The organism is Paenibacillus sp. A3, from assembly GCF_001399685.1.
Taxonomy (GTDB): Bacteria; Bacillota; Bacilli; order Paenibacillales; family NBRC-103111; genus Paenibacillus_G.
In genome coordinates, this window is the sequence record NZ_JTHN01000223.1 from 1 (window position 1) to 23,753 (window position 23,753).

Below are 23,753 nucleotides of genomic sequence, written 5' to 3' on the forward strand. Positions count from 1 at the left end.
TACCCCACCGGCGTATGCTGAAGATTTTGTACGCGCAGCGGGTTTCCCGAAAAACTTAGGCCCCCCGCCCCTCTTCAATCCAAAATGACCGGTTTGCCCGGATCCCGCAGAAACTCGAACATCGTCCGCAGCTGCGCTTCGGTGTTGCGCTCTACCGATAAGACGGGCAGCTCGTCTTCGCCGAAAAAACCGACGGCCGACGTTTCCACCCCGGTCTCGGCGCTTCCCCCGGTGATCTCGCATTGGATAAACAGCTTATAAATATGATACGGCTCCGGCGGATGGCCGTGAAATTTCTTGTCCAGTACGGCAAGCAGCCGGACAGGCCTTGCGTCGAAGCCCGACTCCTCCTTGATTTCCTTGACCGCAATCTCCGACGGCGACAAGCCGATATCCGCCCATCCCCCCGGAAGCGCCCAGGCGCCGTCATGCTTTTCGCGGACCAGCAGAAGCTTGCCGTCCCGGAACACGACGCCGCGAATGTCCACCTTCGGCGTGGCATAGCCGCTATCGCTGGCGAACGTCAGCTTGATTTTCTCGGAGCCCGTCTCCGTATAATGAGCCAGGATGTCGACGCTCATTTGCCGCAATTCCTCGAACCGCTCCCGATCGTAGACATCCTTCGTGTACGCCAATCCGGTCTGCGCGATTGCTTGAATCTGCTTGGCCCATTCCAACCATCGGTGATTCATAGGACAGCCTCCTTCATAGCTGTGAAAGGATCGTTCCCCCTCATTATACCTTCCCGACGTCCCTGCCTACAATTATTTCCAGAGATTCGCCGACCGCCCGGATTTGTCCGGCCACCGAATTCGGTTGACAAGATTTCCGATTGCGGGGATACTAAGGATACAGAAAACTTTTTTGGTGCTCAAACTATTTTTTTGCAACTCGTGAGGTTTGTACACTGAAGGAAAGAAGTGAGACGGATTGGAATCGGTTAAAGAGGAGATCAGCTTCCTCCTTCCCCTGATTCGCTGCATTACTGCGCAGTTCGGGGACAAATGCGAGGTCGTGCTGCACGATTTGACACAGGGGTACGAAAGCACGATCGTCGCCATCGAAAACGGCCACATTACCGGTAGGAAGGTCGGCGACTGCGGCAGCAACCTCGGGCTCGAAGTGCTGCGCGGCACGGTTACCGACGGAGACCGGTACAACTATATCACGCAGACGAAGGACGGCAAAATTTTGCGCTCGTCGTCCACGTATATTAAGAACGGCAAGGGCGAGACGATCGGAGCGTTGTGTATCAACTTCGATATTTCGGATTTGCTCGTGGCGGAAAATACGATCCGGTCGCTCACCATGCACAGCCTCGATCAGGAGGTCAAGGAAGTGTTCGTGAACGATGTGAACGATCTTGTCGATTATTTGCTGCAGGAATGCCAGAAGTCGATCGGCAAGCCCGTGTCCCATATGGCCAAAGAGGATAAGATCAAGGCGGTGCAGTTTTTGGATGCCCGGGGCGCGTTTCTCGTGAAAAAAGCCGGCGACAAGGTATGTCAATTTTTAGACATTTCCAAGTTCACTCTCTACAATTACCTGGATGAAATTCGGGTAAATCAGGAGCGCAGCGCGGCGCAAAAGTTTTTGTAAGTCTATAGACATAGAAGCGTACTGCGCCTGCGGGCGCAGCGACCCACGATAGAGCGAAGCTCTTGCGGACGATTCAGACCTCCGCGGGCTTCGCTTTTTCCATTTTTGGAAACACAAAGCAAAGGCAGAATGATGAAATGGTTTTCATACGACGTTTTTCGACAATTATGTCGATTTTTCAAACTATATGTCTTATTGTGAGGAATTTTACAAAAAAAACAATTGCCGGACTAGGAAAAATGGTGTATATTTCCTACAAGGCCATAGGCTGAATTTTCCATACGGGATCCTTTTAACATGAAAAAGGCAAACTATTCGAAAGAATAGGACGCAAAACTAGAGGGGCTAAGGCTGCTATTCCTATAGCGGCTACGCCAGCCAGCTACCTGTCATCAAGGATAAGAATGAAGGTGACGGTGCCGAACTGTCTCCTTTTTTGCTTTTTCGCTCTCTTGTGACAGGCGAACAAAATCTGCTAGACAACGAAGAGGAGGAACACGAATGCGAGCAAGCAAAAAGAAAATGGCTATTTTGGGAACCGTAGCGGCATTATGTCTCTCTACCGTTTCGAGCGCCGGCGCTGCAAACCGTCCGACTACCATGGCGCCTAGCGGAATGGTCACGACTCAACATTATTTGGCCTCGGCAGCGGCATTGAAGGTGCTGGAGGACGGCGGCAACGCCGTAGACGCAGCCATCACCGCAGCGGCTACGCTGGCCGTTATTTATCCGCATTACACGAGCATCGGCGGAGACAGCTTCTGGCTGATCTACAACGCCAAAAAGAAAGAGCTCAAAGCGTTAAATGCCAGCGGCCCTTCGAGCGAGAAAGCGACCATCGATTACTATAAAAACCAGGGTTACAGCAAAATTCCTTCCAGAGGCTACTTGTCGGCTAACACGGTACCGGGCACGGTTTCCGGCTGGTGGGAAGCGTACAACTACGCCGACGAAGAGATCGGCAACAGCAAGCCGTGGCGTTCTTTGCTCAAACCGGCGATCAAATATGCGGAAGAAGGATTCCCCGTTACGCCGAACCAGGCGCATTGGACCAACGTCAATCTGGATACGAAGGATGACGAGCTGAAGCATTTGCAGCGCTTCGAAGGCTGGGCCAAAACCTACTTGAAGCCCGACGGGCAGCCATACAAAGCAGGCGAGCTGATGAAGCAGCCGGATTTGGCCAAAACGTTAAAGGTCATTGCCAAAAAAGGCGCGGACGGCTTCTACAAAGGCGATGTCGCCGAGAAAATCGTCAAGGACGTGCAAGCGAACGGCGGACTGCTGACCCTGAACGACTTTGCGAACTACAAAGCCGAGTGGCAAAAACCGATTTCGACGGACTACCGCGGGTATAAGGCATACAACGTTCCGCCGAACTCGCAAGGCATTGCTTCCCTTTCGATCCTGAATATTTTGAACAACTTTGATGTGAAAAGCTTGGGCGAAGGGACGCCGGACTACTACCACCTGATCGTAGAAGCGACGAAGCAAGCGTTCGCGGACCGCAACAAGTGGCTGACCGATCCGAAATTTGCCGACATTCCGGTGGATTACCTGCTCTCCCCTGAGCACGGCAAAGAAATGGCGAAACGTATCGATATGACCAAAGCCGCAGCCGACGTTGTGCCGATGGATCCGAAGGGCGATACGACCTGGATGGGCTTCATCGACAAAGAAGGCAACGCCGTATCGTTGATTCAAAGCCATTACTTCGATTACGGTTCAGGGATCGTGGCGAAGGACACCGGCGTTCTGCTTCAGAACCGGGGCAGCTACTTCTCCTTGGATCCTAAGGAAGTCAACCATCTGGAGCCGAAAAAACGCTCGTTCCATACGATCAACCCGGCGATGCTGTTCAAAAACGACAAGCCCTACATGATCTATGGTACCCAAGGCGGCGAAGGACAGCCGCAGACGCAAGCCGCACTTGTTACCCGCATCGTCGATTTCGGCATGCCCGTACAAGATGCAATCGAAGCGCCTCGCTGGCTGCACGGACGCAACTGGGGATCTTCCTCCAACGATTTGAAACTGGAAGGACGCATTTCGAAAAGCGTTCAGGATGAGCTGATCCGTCGCGGACATCCTGTCAAAATGATAGACGATTACACTGATGCGGTCGGGCAATCGGGAGTTATTCTGATTGATCCGGAAACGAACGTGAAATTTGGCGGAGCCGACCCGCGCGGTGAAGGGGCGGCACTCGGATACTAATCCTTTTACGGACTGCCGACTCCATGCTCAGCAGTCCGTTTTTTCTTTGCCATGAGCCTGCCCAAAATTAACGAAGTAAGCGAGGATGAGATGATGGAGGAACATAGTAAACCGCAGATGCAAGCCGGACAATTCGGCCGTCTGACCGGATGGTTCAGCAAAAAGCTGAAAAATAAAATGATCGCCTGGTTTTTGATCGTATCGCTTGTGCCGGTCCTATCAATTTCCTATTATATTTCCAAGACGAGCTCGGCGGAATTGATCAAGAAGCAATCCGAATCGTACGAAAAGCTGGTGGTCAGCACCGCGACGCTGATCGACCAATACATATCCGAACGTATGACCGAAGTGAAAATATTGGCTTCCACCACCGACATCCGGTCGAACGATGCGGCGGCGAAGAACAAGTTTATCAAAAACTTTACGGAAAGCACCAAAGTTTTCGACGGCAACACGTTTATTTCTCCTAACGGAATCGTAACGGCCGACACGGTCGAAGCCAGCGTGGGCGTTAATTTGGGGGAAAGACCGTTTTTCAAAAACGGTTTGCAAGGAAAATCAACGTATACCGAGGTATTGCTGGCCAAAACGACCGGCAAACGCTCCATTATTGTAGCCACGCCCGTCAAAGACGCTAACGATGCGGTGATCGGCGTACTTACCGGGCTTGTCAATTTCGAAGGTTTTATGGATAAATACGTGAAGCCGCTGATGATCAATGACGGAGCAGGCTATCCGATTGTCGTGGATTCCAACGGAATTATTCAGCTGCATCCCGTGAAGGAACTCATCGGCAAAAGCGTGGCCGATTCCGGCGTCTCGCCGCTGCTGGCGGATACCCTGAAAGTCGGGAACAAGCAAACGGGCTCGACCTCCTACACCGACGGCGGAAAAACCTACATGGTCGCCTATTCCCCGATTCCGCAAACGGGATACGGCCTCTACCTTCATTTGCCGGTGGAAACGATCACGGCGGAAGCCTCGAAGATCGAGCAGAACGTCCTGATCATCCTGCTGATTGTGGTTGCTCTGGTTATTATTGCGGCTTATTTCTTGGGCCGACAAATTTCGAGACCGATTGCGGAGATGGCTGCCGTGACCAAGCGGGTTGCCGACGGGAACTTAAAGGTCGAGCCTTTGCCAATCCGCACGCAGGATGAAGTCGGGGAATTGGCCCAGTCGGTCAATACCATGGTAGAAAGTCTGCACACCTTTGTTTCCCAGGTTACGTTGACCGCGGAAGAAGTCGCCGCTTCGGCAGAGCAATTGTCAGTGAACGCCGGAGAAACAAGCAAGGCTACGCAGCTTATTGCCTTAACCATCGAGCAGATGGCCGACGGAACGGAACGGCAGATGCAAGGCGTCGAGGACAGCGTCAACGCCATTAAGGAAGTGGCGAACGGCGTTCAGCAGGTGGCGGCAAATGCCCAGCAGGTGACGGATTCTTCCCAGCACACGCTGCAGGCGGCCACGGAAGGCAACCAAGCCATTCAAACCGTCACCAGGCAGATGCAATCGATCAATACGACGGTCAACGACATTGCCGCCAATATTTCAAGCTTGGGCGCACGATCAACCGAAATCGAAAATATCGCCAAGGTCATTTCCGGAATCGCAACGCAGACCAACTTGCTGTCGTTGAACGCCGCTATTGAGGCGGCGCGCGCCGGAGAGCATGGACGGGGCTTCGCCGTAGTGGCGAACGAAATCCGGCAGTTGGCCGAGCAGTCGTCTCAATCCGCAGCGCAGATCGGGGAGCTGATCTCCACGATCCAGAACGAGACGCAGAACGCGGTCGCTTCCATGGAGCAGGGAACGAAAGAAGTAAGCCTCGGCATCGAAGTGGTCAACGAAGCAGGGAAATCGTTCGACCTGATCCGGCAGTCCATCAACCAAGTGACCTTGCAAATTCAAAACGTTACGGACTATGCGCGGCAAATGCAGACCAGCACCGGAGAAGCCGTTGAATTGGTAAGCCAAATTTCCGAGGTGGCCCGAGAGTCGGCGGACGGAACCCAGAATATTTCGGCTTCCACGCAGGAGCAATTGGCTTCCATTGAAGAAGTAACCTCCTCTTCGGAATCCCTTGCCAAAATGGCCGAGGATCTGCAAGGCATCGTGAAAGAATTTAAGCTATAGAACATAGGACGGCCCTCGTTTCTCTTATGGAGACGGGGGCCGCTGCTGTTAGCCCGTCCTTCATGCGCGGGACGGATCCTCCCCGCTCTTGCCGGAAGCCACAGGCTGGCCCGGAGCTGGACGCCTCGTACCGAAACGGTTCGCCCCGATCACCCCGGCAACGATCATGACCGAGCCGACGAGATGATAGACCGTTACCGTTTCGCCGAGCACCAGCGCTCCCGCCGCAATCGAGACGACCGTCCCGAGATTGGAGAAAACGCTCATTTTGGACGCTTCCATCTTGGACAGCACGTAATTGGACAAGAGCGAAGTCACCAGCGAGGACAGCACGCCCAAATACACAATCGCGACGAGAAAACGGCCGCTGCCGAGCGGCTCGAACAGCTTGCCGAGCGTTCCGTCCATCCCGTGCTTGCCGAGCGAAATCAGCAGGAACGCGCCGAAGCCGAGCCATGTCGTAACGAAGCTCAGCTCCCAAGGGCTGAACCGTTTCGACAGCGAGCGGGCCAGAACGCTGTATCCGGCGAAGGCGACGCAGGACAGGAACAGCAGCAGCAAGCCGTTCATGTTGCTCACATCGATCGATCTGCCGTTCATGACGAAGACGAAGACCACCCCGAATACAGACAAAAAAATCGACAGCTTCTGCTTCGCATTGGTCCGCTCCTTCAAAAACCAAGAAGCTAGCAGCATCGTAATGACCGGCGTGAAGGCATACAGAATGCCGCCTTCGGCGGAACCGGCATGCACCAGCCCGAACGCTTGAAAGGCGAAGAACGCGACGGGGTAAAATACCGCCAGCAGCAGGACATCCTTGATCCGTTTATTGCTGTAGTCGAGCTTGATCCAGCCGATGGCCGCCGGAACGGACATGACGACCGCCGACAGCAGAAAGCGGAACATGAGCGTATCCAGCGGATCGGCCGATTCCAACGCCTGCTTCGTGAACAGAAACGAAAATCCGATAATCACGGCATTCAGCACGACGCACATGTAAGCAAGCCGCAAGCCTGTGGTTTTCATAGCTTTCTCCTCCTCTTCGCATCAAGCCTCCGGGCGTTCCGCGAGCGGAAGCCGCACCTGGACGACCGTCCCCTCGCCGACCCGGGATTTTACTTCAATCCGGCCTTGATGGGCCGCAGCAATCGCCTTGGCGATGCTCATCCCGAGCCCTGCGCCGTCCGTCTTCTCCTCCGTATTCGTCCCGCGGTAGTACCTGTCGAACAGATTGCGCATCGTCTCTTCGTCCATGCCTGCGCCGTTGTCTTCCACTTCAATCCAAGCGTCCGCTCCTTCGCTTCCGGTACGAACGGTAATCAGCGTCCCGGGCGGGTTATGCTTCACCGCGTTGGAGATCAGGTTATCCAGCATGCGCTGAAACCACTTCGGATTCGCCCGCACCGTCAATGCCCGTTCCTCGCATTCGAAGGAGAAGGATACGTGCCCGATCGTCACGTCGTTCACATACCGGAGAACGATACGGCGCACGAACTCGTTCAGCTCGACATTCTCAAGCAGGAAAGGGAGCGCGTTGTTTTTCAACTGAAAGGTCAGGGAGAAATCTTGGAGCAGGTCAACCATGTAATCGCCCTTTTCCCGAATCGTCTTGCCCATCTCTCGAAGCTCCGGCTCGGTCCACTCAAACGTCCCGCTTTCCAGCAGGTGTCCGTACCCTTGAATCGTAGAGAGCGGCGTCCGCAGATCGTGGGAAATGCCGGTCATCCATTCCTCCCGCGTCTTCTCCAGGCGGCTGCGTTCCCGCTCCGAGGCTTCCAGTCGCGCCGCCATCTCGTAGAAGCCTGCGATCACTTCTTTGTACAGCCGGTAGCGCAGACGGATGCGTCCGTTCTTGCGGAACACCTTCTTCCGGTCTTTCTCCGTAAGCGCTTCCTGATAGCGTCCCTGTCCCATCCGCTCGAACCAATCGACGAACAGCAGCAGCGGCTGTCCGTACCGGTAGCCGTGCCACACCGAGAAGACGAAGGTCAGCAGCAGCACCACGCCTCCCGTGATGACGAGCGTCAGAATGACTTCATGCAAAATCGGCTGACTGGCAAAAGGCGGACCTGCCTTGGCCTTATGCAAAATCCACGTATGCCCGGAGGAGGAGTCGTAATAGAACGACATATCGGACGGATAAAGGCCCGGTTCCGCCCGCATCGCGATCAGCTCGAGCGGTCTATAAGGCTCCTTGCGCGCCGAATCGCCGACCGATTGCACGATGGCGCCGGACACGTCGATAATCTGCACATAAGCGTTCTCGGACGCCAACTGCCGCGTCAGCTCCTGGAGCGCATCCTGCCGGACCCGCCCCGCTTCTCCGTAGGCGCGAATCCACGCTTCCAGCTTCGCGGGCCCTCGGTCCTCCGTCCCAAGCATATACAGAAGCGGCGCGCCGCCCGCGTCGCTAAACTTCGTTCCGACACGAAACGAATCGAAGCGCCCGTTCTCCTCGATTTGCAGCAGCTCGGCGGTCCCGTACGACGCCGGGAGCCGATTCGGGGCACTGATGGCGCCGACGACCTTTCCTTCCGCGTCTACGACCTGCAGCCAGTAGCCCCGCTCCGTAAGCTGATCGGTCCAGTGTGAAGGAACCGTCACGCTTTCCCCGTTCTCGACCGTTTCCGTAATGATGGTGTCCAGAGCCCCGACGGGAAACGTCTTTTTCAAATCCTGGTTGGTCAAGTATCGGATGACCAGCAGCAGAACGACAATGAGGGTAACCAGCACGAACATCCACAAGAAAAAAAACTGCACGGTAAAGTGCGCAGCAAGCCTTCTCCTCACCTTACTCATCGGTCCTGCTCCTTGAGCAGCTTGTAGCCGAGCCCGCGAACGGTAACCAGATGCTTGGGATCGCCCGGGTCGGACTCGATGCGCTCGCGGATTTTGCGAATATGCACCATCACCGTATTGTCATCGCCCATGCCGTCGATGCCCCATACGGCTTCGTACAGCTGCGCTTTGGAGAACACGATATTCGGATGCTTGCACAGATACAGCAGCAGCTGATAAGCCTGCGCAGGACAGGAAACCGTCTCTCCGTTCACTGTCAGCTCCCCTGCCTGCTCGTCGAGCACGAACCGCCCGAAGTCGTAGCGGCTCCGGGAGTCCTCCGTCTCCCGCGGCGAAGACCCCGGCTTGTTCCGGCGCAGCCTGGCTTTGATCCGTGCCGCAATTTCGAGCGGATTGAACGGCTTGGTCACATAATCGTCTCCGCCGGTCGCGAAGCCGGTCAGCACGTCCAGATCCGACGTCCGGGCAGTCAAAAAAATAATATGCGCATCGGATATCTGCCTGATTTTCGGACACAATTCGAACCCGGTCTGATCGGGCAGCATAACGTCCAGCACAATAATGTCCGCTCCGTGCCGCTCCAGCAGCCGCAGCCCCTCCTGCGCCGTTCCCGCCGTGTAAATATGGCGGAAGCCCTCTTTTTGCAGCACCATCTGGATCAAATGAATGATCGAGGTTTCGTCGTCTATAATTAAAATTTTTGGATTCAGCATCGTATCCCTCCATCCTTATTGTACCAGAGGCACCTTAATTCCGGCTAAACTTCCGCGCAGGCGTTAAGCGAACGTTAAGGATAGCTTTCGCAGAACTTTAACCGACAGTGCTATACTCGATTCGAGGTGATATCGTTGCTTGAAGGGAATAACAGACTGCACGTCATTGACGGGCTGCGGGGGTTCAGCTTGCTTGGTATTTTAATGGCCAATATGCTTATCTTCCAATACGGAGTCTGGGGGAAGGACGAGCTGCAGTTCTTCGCGTTGTCCCCGGCGGATACCGTCGTGCATAAACTCGTCAAAATTTTCGTCGAGGGGAGCTTCATGCCGATCTTTACGTTTCTGTTCGGGTTCGGCATGATCAAGATGAAGGAGAGCATGGAAGCGAAGGGGCTGAAAGCCGGAAGGCATCTGGTCCGCCGATTTCTGATGCTGCTCGGCCTCGGCCTACTGCATTCCGCCTTTTTGTGGGAAGGCGACATTTTGGCTTTTTACGGAATTATGGGCTTTTTTCTGCTGATATTTATGAACCGGAAAGCGAAGACGCTGCTGATCTGGGGAACGATTCTGCTGTGTCTGTTCGGTCTGCTGGGGCTTGCGCCCGAGACTCCCGACGACCCGGCTGCGAAGCAGGACAAGGCGCGCATGGAGCAATACGTGAAGGACACGAATCTTATCTACGGAACCGGCACGTATGAGCAAATCAAGCATCACCGGCAGACGGCGGACCCGTTCGGGATGGACGGCTTCATGATCTTTTTCATGCTGCTGCTCGCCCCGTTGTTTACCGGGCCGATGTTTCTGTTCGGGATGTACGCCGCCAAGAAACGATGGTTCGTGGATCCGGCCGGCGAGCGGAGCGCTTATTTGAGGGGGACGTTGATTTTCCTGCCAGCGGGACTGCTGTTGAAATCGCTGAAGCCTCTGTTCCCGAAGCTCGGCTGGGCCGGAATTGGCGAGATGCTTGGCGGCAGCATCCTGGCGCTCGGTTACATTTTCGCCTTTGCCCTGCTCTGCTCGGCTGCGAAGAACGCGCCTTGGCTGCGGCGGTTCGAAGCGGTCGGCAAGCTCTCGATGACGAACTATTTGATGCAGACGGTGATTTGCACGACGATTTTTTACGGATACGGTCTCGGACTGTTCGGCAAGCTCGGCGTCGCGGTCGGCTGCGGACTGGCAGTCGCTATTTATTTGATGCAGCTCTTCGCGAGCGCTTGGTACGTGAAGCGGTTTTCCTTCGGGCCGATGGAGCGGCTGCTGCGCATGTGGACGTATTTCTCCTTCGCCGGGAAGCCGAAGCCGCGCATACAGCAGCCGACCGTTTCTTCCTAGATCTGAACACGAGCAAAGATGGGTTCCCCCGCACGCATGGGGTCGGCCCATCTTTTTATTTTTCGCCATACCGCAGCATCCTCTCTTCGATCGTGGATAAACTAATAAGCGGCCCCCTCCATCTTCCAGCTCGGCCTGACATCCCGTTCCGGGTTCATTGGCACCGTTTTTGCTTGAATCCGGTTGAACAACTATGCGAAAGAAGGGATTCTCATGATTTATGTGCTGATGGCCGTCGTCCAGATTGCTTATGTAGCGCTCAACTCGTTCCGCGTCGTTCTAATGATCAAGGGAAAAAACTATTTGGCTTCCGCCATCAGCACGATCGAAATTTTCATCTACATTTCCGGGCTGTCGCTGGTGCTGAATTACACGGAATCTTCGCTCGGGCTGATCGTGTACAGCGTCAGCTTCGGCGCGGGCATTCTGCTCGGGATGTATATCGAGCAAAAAATCGCGCTCGGCTACATCGCGCTGCAGGTCGTGTCGGAATATGGCCGCGATTTGGCGCCGCCGCTCCGGGCCAAGGGCTACGGCGTCACCGTCTGGGCGGGTGAAGGCGCGCAGGGCATGCGCAGCCTGTATCTGATCGTCGCCAAGCGTAAAGAATACGGCGCGCTGCGGCGGACGGTCCTTGAGCTCGATCCGAAGGCGTTCCTGTTTTCCTATGAGCCGATGCAATTTTCCGGCGGGTATTGGGCCAAAAAACTCGAATAAAGCGGATAGGGAAAAAATTACGCTAAAACTTTCACCCGCAGGTACTGTATAATAGATCACACATACGAATTATTTACGAAGCGGGTGATCCGAATGTCATTGCGTCCCTCTCTAACCCAAGTGCAGACGTTGAAGGTTCATTTGACACCGCAGCTTAGACAATCCATTCAACTGTTGCAGCTGTCTGCCACGGAATTATCGGAATATTTACAGGAGCAAGCGGTGGAAAATCCGGTCCTCGACATCGAGTGGCTCCCCCCGTCGCGAAGCCGGACCGCCGGGTCCGATACGACGCGGCAGGACCATGCGCTGAACAACATCGGCGGGCAGGCTCCGACACTGGAGCAAATGCTGCTCGGCGAGCTTCGCCTGATCGGGCTGCCCGAGCCGACACACCGGATCGCATGTTATTTGGCAGGCAATTTGAACGAAAACGGTTATGTCACGATCTCGCCGGAAGAAGCGGGCGAAGTTTTCGGCGTCTCCGCCGACGAGGTTTTGGAAGCGCTTTACAGGCTGCAAGAGGCCGCCCCGGCAGGCATCGGCGCGCGAAATTTGCAGGAGTGTCTGCTGCTGCAAATTCGCAGAGACCCCGGCGCCCATCCTTGGGCGGAACCGCTCGTCAGCCGTCATCTGGCCGACCTCGGCGCCGGACGGCACAAGACCATTGCGGATAAGCTCGGCATTCCGCTGGACGACGTCATGCAAGCGCTCGCTTATATCCGCAGCCTGCATCCCCGTCCTGGCCTGCTGTACGGCAGTACGCAGGCGGCCTATGTCGAACCGGACGCTTACATCGAATGCGTGCGGGGGCAACTCGTGATCCGGATGAGCGAGGCGCATTTGCCGCGTCTCTCGCTGAACACGTCCTATCGGCAGATGCTTGCCGACAGCATATGTAAAGATACGAAAAGCTACTTGCGCCAGCACGCACAAGCCGCGCAGTGGTTGATCCGCAGCGTGGAGCAGCGGAAACGGACGCTCTACCGAGTCATTGAGTGCATCGTCTCGGAGCAGGCGGCGTTCTTTACGGAAGGCATCGACCGGCTGAAGCCGATGAACCTGAAGGCGGTAGCGGAAAAGCTCGAGCTTCACGAATCGACGGTGAGCCGCGCCGTGCAGCACAAGGTTGTGCAGACGCCACAGGGATTTTTCGAGCTGAGCTATTTTTTCTCGGCGGGGCTGCAGACGGAGGAAGGCGATGCGACTTCGGCCGCAAGCGTCAAGGCGAAGATCAAGCTGCTGATCGAGCAGGAGGATAAACGCAATCCGCTGTCCGACCAGAAGATTACCGATCTGCTCGTGCAGGAAGGAATTCGGATTTCGCGGCGGACGGTGATGAAATACCGGGAGGAGATGCACCTCTTATCCTCCCGGCTGCGGACGCAGGCTTGAACGGCCCGGGGTGTATGGCATCGCATTAGTACGGCGGCTCGCCTGAGGAGCCGCCGTACTTGCGGATCAGGCGGGCGGCCTTCGTTTGGCTGATCTGCAAATGCTCGGCCACTCTGCGCGTGCTGCCCAGCTTCTGGTACGCGGCAAGGACGAGCTGCTTTTCGACCTCCGCCAGCGCATCGTCCAGCGCCGCAGGCAGCGAAGCGGACGGCGTTCTGGCCTTCGTATGCTGGAGCATGTGCTCCGGCAAATCCGACGCTTCGATGACGGAATCGGTCGTGACGACCAGCTTCTCGATCAAATTTTCCAGCTGCCTTAAGTTGCCCGGCCAGGAGTAAGCGGAGAAAATGTCCAGCGTCGCTTGCGAAATCAGTTGGTTGACGCCGTACTGCTTGTTGAATTTGTGCAGAAAATAATACGTCAGCGGAATAATGTCCTTCGTCCGTTCGCGCAGCGGCGGAATCTTGATATCGATCACATTGAGCCGGTAGTACAGATCTTCCCGGAACTGCCGGTTTTGCACCATATCGTACAGGTTGCGGTTGGTGGCCGCAATGATGCGGATGTCCACCTTTTTCGTTTCCCGGCCGCCGACCGGAATGAACTCATGATCTTGAATCACCTGCAGCAGCTTCGCTTGGATTTTGGGCGAGATTTCCCCGACCTCGTCGAGGAACAACGTGCCGTTGTCCGCCGATTCGATCAGGCCGACTTTGCCTGTTTTGCTTGCGCCGGTGAACGCGCCCTGCGCATAGCCGAACAGCTCCGATTCGAGCAATTCCTCCGGAATCGCCGCGCAGTTGATCGTGAGCAGCGGACCTTTTTTGCGGCGGCTCATTTTATGAATATATTTTGCAAGGACGCTTTTGCCCGTACCGGATTCGCCTTGAATCAGCACGGTCGAATCGACGCTTGCGATCTTTTTGCAAAATTTGATGACGCTCTCCATCTTCTCGCTGTTCGTTATTAAGTTCGCTTCCGGCGCATCCGGGTCGGCGGGCTGTCCCGTCTGAACGTCCTTGATCTCCAGGCTCTTGTAATTTTGCAGCTCCTTGGAGTTGATGACGACCAGCTCGATGTCTCCCGCTTGGTTCAGAATCGGCACCGCCGTCGTGATCAGTTCGCCGCCGAGGTACGTCGTTTGCTTCATCGTTACCGTCTTCTTCCGCTCGAATACGGGAGGAATAATGGAAGGCGTCCAATACCCTTCCTCGAACAGCTCCATCGTATTGCGGCCGATCACCTCGGCCGGCTTGAGTCCGTAATGCCGCTCGCAGGCATGATTGACATAGACGATGCGCTGGCTGCCGTCGACGACGAAGATTTCATCCGAAGAGTTGTCCAATATTTTTTGCAGCGTGTCATGGCTGATCTGAATCGGTTCGATGGGCTGCGTCGGGTTTGACATTCGGCGTTCTCCTCCATTCGATAGTATTGAGTCAGAAACAACTCAGTTGAGTCAAAAACGACTCAATATTGCAGCAGCTTAACACATGGGACAGCATGAATCCCCCTGTTTCCCGGGCTTTTTGCGGTTGGCACGGAACTTGCTATAACTATAAACGAAAGCGAAACGCCGGCAGCGGCTTGGATGGAAGCCAGGCGATCGCTGGAGGCGGTACGGGTATATTATATCACCGCCGTTTTGAAAGCGCTATCTTGTAAGCGTATGCAAGTTCCGCCAAGGCCGGATGCCATGGCACAAAATCACGGACATTCGAAAGGGGCTATCTGACATGACATTGCAGAAAACGACGGTTTCCCACACGGGCGCTTTGCCTACGCTGCCTTATTCCTTATACACGGACCCCCGCATTTTGGAGCTGGAGAAAGAAAAAATATTTTCGAAGGCATGGAATTACGTCGGACATACGAGTCAGGTGGCCAAGCCCGGAGATTACTTCACCTGTGAGGCCGCGGGCGAGCCGATTATCGTCGTCCGCGATCAGGACGGCACGCTGCGCGCCTTCTACAACGTCTGTCCGCACCGGGCCACGAAGCTGGAGAAGGAAGCGGCCGGACATAAAAAGATTTTGCAGTGCTCCTACCACGGCTGGACGTTCCAATTGAACGGTCAGCTTCATAAGGCCCCGAACTTCAAAGAGTCGGACGATTTCTGCAGCGGGGCCCACTGCTTGAAGTCCGTGCGGGTGGAGACGCAAGCATCGCTCATCTTCGTCAATCTGGACGAGAACGCAGCGCCGCTGGCCGAAACCTACGCCGACTTTTTCGAAGACATCGGACAGTTCGGATTTCTCGGCAAGCTGAAGAAGCACGAGGTGAAGCAGCGGATCATCAAATGCAACTGGAAGGCATTCATCGACAATTTCCTGGAGTGCGACCACTGCCCGATCGCCCATCCCGGCTTCGTGGCGACGCTGGACATGAGCAAGTACAACATCATCAACGGTCCGTACTGCAACATTCAAGGTTCGTCGGTCAAGCAAAGCCGCAGCGATTACGACGATGCCGAAGTGAAGGAAGGCCGCTTCTACTGGATATGGCCGAACGTGATGTATACGGTCTATCCGGGGCCGGGCAACCTGTCTACGATCCAGATGTTCCCGGTCGACCACGAGACGACGCTCGGCGTCTACACCGTATTTCTTGAAGGCGACGAACCGACGGAGAAGCAAAAAGAGCTGCTCGCCTTCACCGATCAAGTGCGCAAGGAAGATGTGGAGATTGTCGAGCTGGAGCAGATCGGCTTCAAGTCCCGCGCGTTCAGTCAAGGCATATGCTCCCCGACGGAGCATGGCGTGCATCATTTTGCGCAGCTGGTGCGGGAAGCTTTGGAGCTGTAAGAGGAAAGTTCGCAAAACGAAGCTTATGCTTACGATGCAGTTTTGCTACGCAAAACTTTGAGGAGGGAGACATCGAATGATTGCTTTTAAAAACGTTTCCAAAACGTACAACGGCCACCAGATCATCAAACAACTGGACCTTAAAATACACGGCGGAGAATTGTTCGTCATGATCGGTCCGAGCGGCTGCGGCAAGACGACAACCATGAAGATGATTAACCGGCTCATCGAGCCGTCCTCCGGCACAATCGAGATTAACGGCCAGGATATCTCCAAGCAGGACCCGGTCGAGCTCCGGCGCGGCATCGGCTACGTCATCCAGCAGATCGGCCTGTTCCCGCACATGACGATCGGACAAAATGTGGCGCTCGTCCCGAAGCTGAAAAAGATGGACCCCGCCGCCTACGAGAAGAAGGTCGACGAGCTGCTTGACATGGTCGGGCTCGATCCGAAGGTGTACAAGAACCGCTACCCCGCCCAGCTCAGCGGCGGGCAGCAGCAGCGGGTCGGCGTCATCCGGGCCTTGGCGGCCGATCCGCCGATCATCCTGATGGACGAGCCGTTCAGCGCGCTCGATCCGATTAGCCGCGAGCAGCTGCAGGACGAATTCGTCCGGCTGCAGAAAGCGATCCACAAGACGATCGTCTTCGTCACCCACGATATGGACGAGGCGCTGAAGATCGCGGACCGCATCTGTCTGATGCAGGGCGGCGTGGTCGTGCAGCTCGGAGAGCCCGCCGACATTTTGCACCGTCCTGCTAGCGATTTTGTAACCGATTTCATAGGCCCCAAGCGGTTAAAACCGCCGATTCAAAGCACCAATCTTCCACCGCAGCCAAGTCACGACGTCATCCAATTTCAGCCAGGAATGTCCTGACAAAAAAAGGGGGACGGCAAGCATGAGTGAATTTCTCGCCTTTGTCGCCGAGCGATACGCCGATATTTTGGCGATCATCTGGCAGCACCTGTATATTTCCGCGATCGCGGTATGCGCCGGCTTTCTCGTGGCCGTACCGCTCGGTATCCTGCTGACCCGCAAGGAGAAAGCAAGCCATTACGTCATCGGCGTCGTCAACGTCATTCAGACCATTCCGAGCCTTGCGCTGCTTGGCTTCATGATTCCGCTCATCGGCATCGGCACGTTTCCCGCCATTATGGCGCTGTTCCTGTATTCAATTTTGCCGATGCTCCAGAACACGTATACGGGTATCCGGGAAGTCAATCCGGCTACAAAAGAAGCCGCACGAGGCATGGGCATGACCGACCTGCAAATTTTGTTCCAAGTCGAACTTCCGCTCGCCATCTCCGTCATTATGGGGGGCTTCCGGACGGCCGCGATTTATACGATCAGTTGGGCGACGCTCGCTTCGCTGATCGGCGGAGGCGGGATCGGGTATCTGGTGTTCACCGGGCTTACGATCTCCAACCAGGACATGCTCATTGCCGGCGCCGTATCGGCTGCGATTCTCGCCGTAGCCGCGGATTTTATCACCAAGCGTTTCCAATACCTGTGTACGCCCAAAGGGTTGCGCAAGCCTTAAAACTCATACGGGGGGATTCATCATGAAAAAGACAACGGGGCTTTTGCTGGCGCTGATGTTATCGGCAGGGCTGTTTGCAGGCTGTTCTTCCAAAGAAACGATCAAAATCGGCTCGCAATCGACCTCCGAGCAGATGATCATTGCGAATATGATCAAGTTAATGATAGAGGACCGGAAGCTGCAGGCGGAAATCGTGACGGGGCTCGGCTCCACGCCGGTTATCGTCAATGCGATGAAAAGCAACGAAATCCAAATTTCGGCCGTCCGCTACGTCGGCACGGACCTGACGGGCACGCTCGGCGTGAAGGAAATGCCTGCGGACAGCGCCGCAGCCCTAGCTATGGTGCAGAAAGGCATTCAGGAGAAATTCGATCAAACGTGGTTCCCCTCCTACGGCTTCGAGAACACGTACGTGTTCACCGTTAGGCAGGATTTGGCCGACCAATGGAAGCTGAACAAAGTATCCGATGTCGCTTCCCACGCCAAAGAAATGCGTTTGGGCACCGACAACGCCTGGCTGGAGCGGACGCTTGACGGTTACCCTGCCTTCAAGAAGGTGTACGGCCTCGAATTCGGCAAAACGTCCCCGATGGAGATCGGGCTCGTCTACAAAGCGGTCAGCAACAAAGACGTGGACATCGTGCTCGCTTACTCGAGCGATGCGCGGCTTAAGGAATACAACCTGAAAACGCTGGAGGACGACAAGAAGTTTTTCCCGCCGTACCAGGCATCCCCTGTCGTCCGCAATGATACGCTGAAGAAGCATCCCGAAATCAAGGAGATGATGGACAAGCTCGCCGGGCAGATCGATACGAAAACGATGACCGAGCTCAACTACCAGGCCGACGTGAAAAAGGTGGAGCCGGAGCAAATCGCGAAGGATTTCCTGAAGCAAAAAGGATTACTGAAATCGTAAGGAGCGTGAAGCCTCATGGAAACGTTCGTCGGCGTCTTCGAGATGATGGCAAGAGACTGGGATAAGCTCCTGAAGCTGACGCTGGAGCATCTGTATATGAGCCTGAGCGGCGTGCTGCTGGCAGCCGCCATCGGCGTCCCGCTTGCCGTCTTCATGACGCGCAACCGCAAAATCGCCCAAACGGTTCAAGTGTTCATCAATATGGTGCAGACCATACCTTCGATCGCGCTGCTGCTCATCGTCATGATCTTTTTCGGTCTGGGCTATACGACCGCCATCATCGCGCTGATCTGCTATTCGTTTCTGCCGATCATTCAGAATACGTACGAAGGGCTGCGCAACGTGGACCCACACCTGATCGAGGCCGGCAAAGGGATGGGCATGACCGACCTGCAGCTGCTCGTCAAAGTGAAATTCCCGCTGGCGATGCCGGTTATGATGGCCGGATTCCGGGTCGCAACCGTGATCTCTATCGGGGTGGCGACGATCGCCACCTTCGTCGGCGCCGGCGGTCTCGGCGAGATGATCTACCGCGGCATCGCAACGACCGACGACGTCAAAGTTCTGGCCGGTTCCATCCCCGCAGCGCTGCTGGCCGTCAGTATCGATTTCCTGCTGCGGTGGATTGAGAAAAAAACGGGCTGCAACCTGCACAAAGCCAAATCACACTAACGAACGGGGGTTTCGCTATGCAAACGGCAATCGCAAAACAAAAGCTGTTCATCGGAGGACAATGGGTGGAAACGGAAAACGTCCACCCCATCTACAATAAATATACGGGCGAGCTGTTCTCGCAGGTCTGCAAAGCCGACGAGCGCGAGGTATCCTTGGCCGTCGAGTCGGCGGAGCGCGCCTTTCGCGAGGTGCCGTTTACGCCGGAATACCGCTATACCGTGCTCTCCAAAGTATCTGCTCTGCTGCGGGAGCAAGCGGACGACATCGCCCGGATCATCGCGCAGGAAGGCGGCAAGCCGATCACCGACGCCAAGGTGGAGGTCATCCGCTCGGCCAACACGTTCCTGCTCGCTGCCGAGGAAGCGAAGCATCTGAAGGGCGACATCGTCCCGACGCAGGCTACACCCGGTGTCGGCAACCGCTTTATCTATACGATCAAGAAGCCGGTCGGCGTTGTATGCGCGATTACGCCGTTCAACTTCCCGCTTAATCTGGTATCGCACAAGGTTGCCCCGGCGCTGGCCGCGGGTAATCCGATCGTGATCAAGCCCGCTTCCGATACCGCAGCGGTTGCGCTCAAGTTATGCGAGCTGCTGGAGCAGGCGGGCATACCTGCCGGGTACGTCCAGTGCGTCGTCGGCGACGGCTCCACGGTCGGCGAGCAGCTGCTGCACGATCAGCGGATTACGTACTACACGTTCACCGGCTCCCCCGGCGTCGGCAAGCATATCAAGCAGACGATCGGCCTGCGAAAAGCGACGCTGGAGCTCGGCTCCAACTCGGCGACCATCGTCCACGAGGACGGCAACGTGGCGAAAGCCGCCGAGCGGCTGGCCAAGATGGCGTTCGCCCATGCCGGGCAAATCTGCATCTCCGTGCAGCGCATTTTCGTCCATAAGGACGTGGCGCAGCCGTTCATGAAGGCGTTTCTCGGCCATGTGGAGAAGCTCAAGGTCGGCGACCCGCTCGATCCCGCCACGGACGTCGGGCCCATGATCAGCGAGAAGGAAGCCCAGCGCATCGAGGCATGGGTCAACGAAGCGGTGCGGGAAGGCGCCAACGTCTTAACCGGGGGAACGCGCCAAGGCAGCCTGTTCCAGCCGACCGTCATTACGAACGCTTCCAAAGGCATGAAGGTCGTCGACGAAGAAGTGTTCGCCCCCGTCGTCACGGTGACGACATTCGATACGATCGAGGAAGCGATCCGTCTGGTCAACGACTCCAAGTATGGCCTGCAAGCAGGCATTTACACAAGCAACCTCTCCTTGTCTTATCAAATTCCGCACCTGCTCGAAGTGGGCGGCGTTATTATCAACGATACCTGCTGCTTCCGTGCGGACCAAATGCCGTACGGCGGGGTCAAGGAAAGCGGCATCGGGCGGGAAGGCCCGGCCTACGCTATCGAGGAAATGCTCGAAACCGTAACCGTCGTCGTCAATCTGGACGAATAGCCGCGGCGGAGAGGAAGGGATGGGATAATTATCATGAAAACATATCGCATTGCAGTCATACCCGGCGACGGAATCGGTCCCGAAGTGATCGCCGAAGGCATCAAGGTGCTGAACCGGGCGGCCGAGCTCGACGCCACCTTTCGCTTCGAATTCGTCACCTTTCCTTGGGGCTGCGAGTATTACGCGAAGCATGGCAAAATGATGGACGACGACGGCATGGAGAAGCTGCGTTCGTTCGACGCCATTTATTTGGGCGCGGTCGGCTATCCCGGAGTTCCGGACCATATTTCGCTGTGGGGCCTGCTGCTGCGCATCCGCAAGGAATTCGATCAATACGTCAACATCCGTCCGATTCAACTGCTGGACGGAGCCCCCTGCCCGCTCAAAGACGCCTCCAAAGCGGACATCGACATGCTCGTCATCCGCGAGAACAGCGAGGGTGAATATGCGGGCGCCGGAGACTGGCTGTTCAAAGGTAAGCCGGAGGAAGTCGTCCTGCAGACCGGCGTCTTCTCCCGCAAAGGGACGGAGCGCATTATCCGTTACGCCTACGAAACCGCCCGCCGGTTAAACAAGTCGCTGACCAGCGTCAGCAAAGGCAACGCCTTGAACTATTCCATGGTGTTCTGGGACCAGGTGTTCGAAGAGGTCGGCCGGGAATACCCCGATGTCAAAACGTACTCGTATCTGGTTGACGCCGCGGCGATGTTCATGATCAAGCAGCCGCAGCGGTTCGAGGTCGTCGTCACGTCGAACCTGTTCGGCGATATTCTGACCGACCTTGGCGCGGCCATCGCTGGCGGGCTCGGACTCGCCGCAGGCGCGAATGTGAACCCTGAGCGCACGTATCCGTCGATGTTCGAGCCAATCCACGGGTCGGCGCCCGACATCGCCGGACGCGGGATCGCGAACCCGCTTGCAGCCGTCTGGTCGGCCAGCCAGTTGCTCGATTTTCTCGGTCAGGAGCGCTGGGGAAAAGCCGTGCTGCAGGCAGTGGAGCAGGTGATGGTCGAGCGCGCGGCGCTGACGCCCGATATGGGCGGCACCGCCTCCACCTCGGAGGTTGGCGACCGGGTCGTTACCGCGCTGGCTGCGTTGTCGGTAGCGGCGAAATAATCCAAAGATGGGCAGTTCAACCGGACAGCCGCGGCCGGATAATCGACCTCGGCTTGTCCGGTCACTGCATTAGAGGAACTGCGGGTGCGCTATTCGATGCGGATTAGCCCATCTGCCCGAAATAGAGAATCTGTGGTGCGTTAACGCCCACATTCCGGGGAATATGAACATTTTTCGACACGGTTAAGTGCTTGTGGTTCCGCTATGCCTCTTAGCACGCTTCGAATGCCCCACTTAACTCATCGTGCTTCCTCTATTTGCAAAAAAAGAGGGCCCCGGAAATCGTGCACCCAGAAATATGATCCATGCTCGCCAATGCATCTTATAAAAAACTTGGTGACTCAAGCGAGCTTGTTGAGAAAGTAGTCAATATCTCAATGTCAAACCCTGCATCCACCTTTGAAACTAGTGAAAATAGCGCTCATTCCAATCAATACTCATGGGTTTCAAAAGGAGGGATATCCCCCACCTGCGCAGGCAGCTAATTTTGACGCGAAGCGGTTTCTCGACAAGCTCTGGGCGGTCCAAACGGACCGCCTTTTTTTATGTGCCACGGAAGCCGGGACCCTCGCCGCCTCCCCGTTATTTCCACTTATTCACCGACACGTTCCGCAACCGTTTACCTCCCCCATTGATTTGGCCCCCTTGCCCGCGTGCAGTATAATGGTATATACGTATGAACATGAACATCACTCCCCCAACTTTATCGAAGAGGTGAATCCGATGAGTCAACAACCGACCGAGCTGGCCACGTTTGCCGGCGGCTGCTTCTGGTGCATGGTCAAGCCGTTCGACGAGCTGCCCGGCATCGTTAAGATCGTATCCGGGTATACGGGCGGTCATAAGGAAAACCCGACGTATCAAGAAGTATGCTCCGAAACGACCGGACATCTGGAAGCCGTGCAAATTACGTTCGAGCCGGCCGTTTTCCCTTACGAAGATTTGCTTCAACTGTTCTGGCAGCAGATCGATCCGACAGACGCGGGCGGACAGTTCCACGACCGGGGGGAGTCTTACCAAACGGCTATCTTCTACCATACGGAGGAGCAGAAGCAGAAAGCGGAAGCGTCCAAGCGGGAGCTCGACGCCAGCGGCCGCTTCGACCGTCCGATTGTAACGCCGATCCTTCCCGCCTCCGTCTTCTACCCTACGGAGGACTATCATCAGGATTTCTATAAAACCAATCCGCTGCGCTACAACTCGTACCGCAAGGCGTCCGGACGCGACGATTTCATCAAGCGCCATTGGAATACGCCGGCCGACAAAGCGAAGCTGAAAGACAAGCTGACGCCGATGCAGTGGGAAGTGACGCAAATGAACGGCACCGAGCCTCCGTTCCGCAACGAATTTTGGGATTATAAGGAAGAGGGGCTCTACGTCGATATCGTCTCGGGCGAGCCGCTGTTCAGCTCTTACGACAAGTTCGACTCCGGCTGCGGCTGGCCGAGCTTCACGAAGCCCGTCGTACCCGCCCTGGTGCAGGAAAAGCCCGACTACACCCATGGCATGATCCGTACGGAGGTCCGCAGCCGCAAAGCCGACTCACACCTGGGCCATGTTTTTCCCGACGGTCCCAAAGATAAAGGCGGGCTGCGCTACTGCATCAACTCCGCGGCGCTCCGCTTTATTCCGAAGGCCGATCTGGAGAAGGAAGGCTACGGAGCGTACCTGTCTTTGTTCGAGCAGGAAAAATAACCCTGCCGAACCCCGCAGAAAGGAGCCGGAACCGTGTTTAAATACCGCATTGATTCGCAATTGGAATTGAAGCTGCTCGAACCGGGGGATGCCGGCGAGCTGTTCCGGCTGACGGACGACAACCGCGCATATCTTCGGGAATGGATGCCTTGGATCGACATGACGCAGACGGAGGAGGACAGCCGCGGATTCATCGAATCAGCCCGGCACAAATGGGCGAAGGGCGAAGGAATGACCGCAGGCATTGTTGCGGACGGAAAGCTGTGCGGAGTGATCGACCATCATTCGCTGAACTGGATGAACCGCAAGGCGGCCATCGGCTATTGGCTGGCCGCCTCCGCTCAGGGCCGGGGGATCATGACCCGTGCCTGCCGCGCGATGATCGATTACGCGTTCGGGGAGCTGAAGCTGCACCGGATCGAGATTATGGCGGGCACCGGGAATACCAAAAGCCGCGCCATTCCCGAGCGGCTCGGTTTTACGCAAGAAGGCGTCGCCCGCGGCGCTCAGAAGCTGTATGACCGCTACATCGATTTGGCCGTATACAGCCTGCTTGCCGACGAATGGAACGCACAGAGCCCGGACGGCAGCCGATGAACTCTTTTGAGAAAACGGAGCGCCTCCACGATTCGAATCGTGGG

Annotated in this window: 19 protein-coding genes, 1 pseudogene and 1 riboswitch; of the genes and pseudogenes, 15 read left to right on the forward strand and 5 right to left on the reverse strand. The window is 56.1% G+C overall.

The window, feature by feature from the left end; all coding sequences use genetic code 11:
* Window positions 1–74: 74 nt before the first annotated feature.
* Window positions 75–692: an NUDIX hydrolase gene (locus tag QJ48_RS29220; protein ID WP_054976895.1), complete on the reverse strand. Its 618-nt coding sequence runs from the start codon at window positions 690–692 to the stop codon at window positions 75–77.
* A 238-nt stretch (window positions 693–930) separates the two neighbouring features.
* Here QJ48_RS29220 and QJ48_RS29225 point away from each other — a divergent pair, with 238 nt between their 5' ends.
* The 3 genes from QJ48_RS29225 to QJ48_RS29235 all read left to right on the forward strand — a co-directional run bounded on the left by QJ48_RS29225 (window position 931) and on the right by QJ48_RS29235 (window position 5,955).
* A complete protein-coding gene (locus QJ48_RS29225) occupies window positions 931–1,599 on the forward strand; it encodes a transcriptional regulator (protein ID WP_054976896.1) in 669 nt (222 codons plus the stop codon).
* A gap of 295 nt (window positions 1,600–1,894) precedes the next feature.
* Window positions 1,895–1,989, forward strand: a riboswitch (cyclic di-GMP riboswitch).
* 111 nt (window positions 1,990–2,100) lie between these two features.
* Window positions 2,101–3,816, forward strand: coding sequence for a gamma-glutamyltransferase (gene ggt / locus QJ48_RS29230; RefSeq protein ID WP_054976897.1), 1,716 nt, complete (start codon window positions 2,101–2,103; stop codon window positions 3,814–3,816).
* A gap of 90 nt (window positions 3,817–3,906) precedes the next feature.
* Window positions 3,907–5,955: a methyl-accepting chemotaxis protein gene (locus QJ48_RS29235; protein ID WP_237763105.1), complete on the forward strand. Its 2,049-nt coding sequence runs from the start codon at window positions 3,907–3,909 to the stop codon at window positions 5,953–5,955.
* Between the two features lie 60 nt (window positions 5,956–6,015).
* Here the strand turns inward: QJ48_RS29235 and QJ48_RS29240 are convergent, their stop codons facing one another.
* The 3 genes from QJ48_RS29240 to QJ48_RS29250 are packed head-to-tail and all read right to left on the reverse strand — an operon-like array spanning window position 6,016 to window position 9,467.
* Window positions 6,016–6,981: a DMT family transporter gene (locus QJ48_RS29240; protein WP_054976899.1), complete on the reverse strand. Its 966-nt coding sequence runs from the start codon at window positions 6,979–6,981 to the stop codon at window positions 6,016–6,018.
* Window positions 6,982–7,002: 21 nt separating this feature from the next.
* Complete coding sequence (locus QJ48_RS29245) at window positions 7,003–8,754, reverse strand: HAMP domain-containing sensor histidine kinase (RefSeq protein ID WP_054976900.1); 1,752 nt, start codon at window positions 8,752–8,754, stop codon at window positions 7,003–7,005.
* Window positions 8,751–9,467, reverse strand: coding sequence for a response regulator transcription factor (locus QJ48_RS29250; RefSeq protein WP_054976901.1), 717 nt, complete (start codon window positions 9,465–9,467; stop codon window positions 8,751–8,753). Before QJ48_RS29250 ends, QJ48_RS29245 begins: the two co-directional genes overlap by 4 nt.
* A 135-nt stretch (window positions 9,468–9,602) precedes the next feature.
* Between QJ48_RS29250 and QJ48_RS29255 the strand changes: the two genes are divergently transcribed.
* From QJ48_RS29255 to rpoN, 3 genes are all read left to right on the forward strand, one after another.
* Window positions 9,603–10,802, forward strand: coding sequence for a DUF418 domain-containing protein (locus tag QJ48_RS29255; protein WP_157261793.1), 1,200 nt, complete (start codon window positions 9,603–9,605; stop codon window positions 10,800–10,802).
* Between the two features lie 213 nt (window positions 10,803–11,015).
* Complete coding sequence (locus QJ48_RS29260; RefSeq protein WP_054976902.1) at window positions 11,016–11,519, forward strand: DUF2179 domain-containing protein; 504 nt, start codon at window positions 11,016–11,018, stop codon at window positions 11,517–11,519.
* A gap of 93 nt (window positions 11,520–11,612) precedes the next feature.
* Window positions 11,613–12,914 carry an RNA polymerase factor sigma-54 gene (gene rpoN, locus QJ48_RS29265; RefSeq protein ID WP_063858189.1) on the forward strand — a complete coding sequence of 434 codons (1,302 nt, stop codon included), beginning with the start codon at window positions 11,613–11,615 and terminating at the stop codon, window positions 12,912–12,914.
* 25 nt (window positions 12,915–12,939) lie between these two features.
* On the opposite strand, the gene QJ48_RS29270 is transcribed toward rpoN, so the two are convergent.
* Window positions 12,940–14,322, reverse strand: a complete 1,383-nt coding sequence (locus QJ48_RS29270) for a sigma-54-dependent Fis family transcriptional regulator (RefSeq protein WP_054976904.1) — start codon at window positions 14,320–14,322, stop codon at window positions 12,940–12,942.
* Between the two features lie 328 nt (window positions 14,323–14,650).
* On the opposite strand from QJ48_RS29270, the gene QJ48_RS29275 reads away from it, so the two are divergent.
* The 9 genes and pseudogenes from QJ48_RS29275 (at window position 14,651) to QJ48_RS29315 (ending at window position 23,709) form a co-directional block, all read left to right on the forward strand.
* Window positions 14,651–15,718 (forward strand): aromatic ring-hydroxylating dioxygenase subunit alpha, encoded by a 1,068-nt coding sequence (locus tag QJ48_RS29275; protein ID WP_054976905.1) that lies wholly within the window; start codon window positions 14,651–14,653, stop codon window positions 15,716–15,718.
* A 76-nt stretch (window positions 15,719–15,794) separates the two neighbouring features.
* A pseudogene (locus QJ48_RS29280) lies at window positions 15,795–16,520 on the forward strand (ABC transporter ATP-binding protein); the annotation flags it as partial.
* A 97-nt stretch (window positions 16,521–16,617) separates the two neighbouring features.
* Window positions 16,618–17,259: an ABC transporter permease gene (locus QJ48_RS29285; RefSeq protein ID WP_054976907.1), complete on the forward strand. Its 642-nt coding sequence runs from the start codon at window positions 16,618–16,620 to the stop codon at window positions 17,257–17,259.
* 22 nt (window positions 17,260–17,281) lie between these two features.
* A complete protein-coding gene (locus QJ48_RS29290) occupies window positions 17,282–18,175 on the forward strand; it encodes an osmoprotectant ABC transporter substrate-binding protein (RefSeq protein ID WP_054976908.1) in 894 nt (297 codons plus the stop codon).
* A gap of 15 nt (window positions 18,176–18,190) precedes the next feature.
* Entirely contained in the window at window positions 18,191–18,847 is a 657-nt protein-coding gene (locus tag QJ48_RS29295) for an ABC transporter permease (RefSeq protein WP_054976909.1), read from the forward strand.
* 17 nt (window positions 18,848–18,864) lie between these two features.
* The gene (locus tag QJ48_RS29300) at window positions 18,865–20,301 is read left to right on the forward strand and encodes an aldehyde dehydrogenase family protein (protein ID WP_054976910.1); all 1,437 of its coding nucleotides are present in this window, start codon (window positions 18,865–18,867) and stop codon (window positions 20,299–20,301) included.
* 33 nt (window positions 20,302–20,334) lie between these two features.
* Window positions 20,335–21,417: a tartrate dehydrogenase gene (locus QJ48_RS29305; RefSeq protein ID WP_272948166.1), complete on the forward strand. Its 1,083-nt coding sequence runs from the start codon at window positions 20,335–20,337 to the stop codon at window positions 21,415–21,417.
* A 723-nt stretch (window positions 21,418–22,140) separates the two neighbouring features.
* Window positions 22,141–23,112 (forward strand): peptide-methionine (S)-S-oxide reductase MsrA, encoded by a 972-nt coding sequence (msrA, locus tag QJ48_RS29310; RefSeq protein WP_054976912.1) that lies wholly within the window; start codon window positions 22,141–22,143, stop codon window positions 23,110–23,112.
* A 33-nt stretch (window positions 23,113–23,145) separates the two neighbouring features.
* A complete protein-coding gene (locus tag QJ48_RS29315; RefSeq protein ID WP_054976913.1) occupies window positions 23,146–23,709 on the forward strand; it encodes a GNAT family N-acetyltransferase in 564 nt (187 codons plus the stop codon).
* Window positions 23,710–23,753 lie beyond the last annotated feature (44 nt).

Bases quoted from the DNA above. Each gene is read 5' to 3' on its own strand.
- QJ48_RS29220 (WP_054976895.1), bottom strand. From the start codon at position 692: ATGAATCACCGATGGTTGGAATGGGCCAAGCAGATTCAAGCAATCGCG.
- ggt (WP_054976897.1), top strand. From the start codon at position 2,101: ATGCGAGCAAGCAAAAAGAAAATGGCTATTTTGGGAACCGTAGCGGCA.
- QJ48_RS29235 (WP_237763105.1), top strand. From the start codon at position 3,907: ATGATGGAGGAACATAGTAAACCGCAGATGCAAGCCGGACAATTCGGC.
- QJ48_RS29240 (WP_054976899.1), bottom strand. From the start codon at position 6,981: ATGAAAACCACAGGCTTGCGGCTTGCTTACATGTGCGTCGTGCTGAAT.
- QJ48_RS29245 (WP_054976900.1), bottom strand. From the start codon at position 8,754: ATGAGTAAGGTGAGGAGAAGGCTTGCTGCGCACTTTACCGTGCAGTTT.
- QJ48_RS29250 (WP_054976901.1), bottom strand. From the start codon at position 9,467: ATGCTGAATCCAAAAATTTTAATTATAGACGACGAAACCTCGATCATT.
- QJ48_RS29260 (WP_054976902.1), top strand. From the start codon at position 11,016: ATGATTTATGTGCTGATGGCCGTCGTCCAGATTGCTTATGTAGCGCTC.
- rpoN (WP_063858189.1), top strand. From the start codon at position 11,613: ATGTCATTGCGTCCCTCTCTAACCCAAGTGCAGACGTTGAAGGTTCAT.
- QJ48_RS29270 (WP_054976904.1), bottom strand. From the start codon at position 14,322: ATGTCAAACCCGACGCAGCCCATCGAACCGATTCAGATCAGCCATGAC.
- QJ48_RS29275 (WP_054976905.1), top strand. From the start codon at position 14,651: ATGACATTGCAGAAAACGACGGTTTCCCACACGGGCGCTTTGCCTACG.
- QJ48_RS29285 (WP_054976907.1), top strand. From the start codon at position 16,618: ATGAGTGAATTTCTCGCCTTTGTCGCCGAGCGATACGCCGATATTTTG.
- QJ48_RS29290 (WP_054976908.1), top strand. From the start codon at position 17,282: ATGAAAAAGACAACGGGGCTTTTGCTGGCGCTGATGTTATCGGCAGGG.
- QJ48_RS29295 (WP_054976909.1), top strand. From the start codon at position 18,191: ATGGAAACGTTCGTCGGCGTCTTCGAGATGATGGCAAGAGACTGGGAT.
- QJ48_RS29300 (WP_054976910.1), top strand. From the start codon at position 18,865: ATGCAAACGGCAATCGCAAAACAAAAGCTGTTCATCGGAGGACAATGG.
- QJ48_RS29305 (WP_272948166.1), top strand. From the start codon at position 20,335: ATGAAAACATATCGCATTGCAGTCATACCCGGCGACGGAATCGGTCCC.
- msrA (WP_054976912.1), top strand. From the start codon at position 22,141: ATGAGTCAACAACCGACCGAGCTGGCCACGTTTGCCGGCGGCTGCTTC.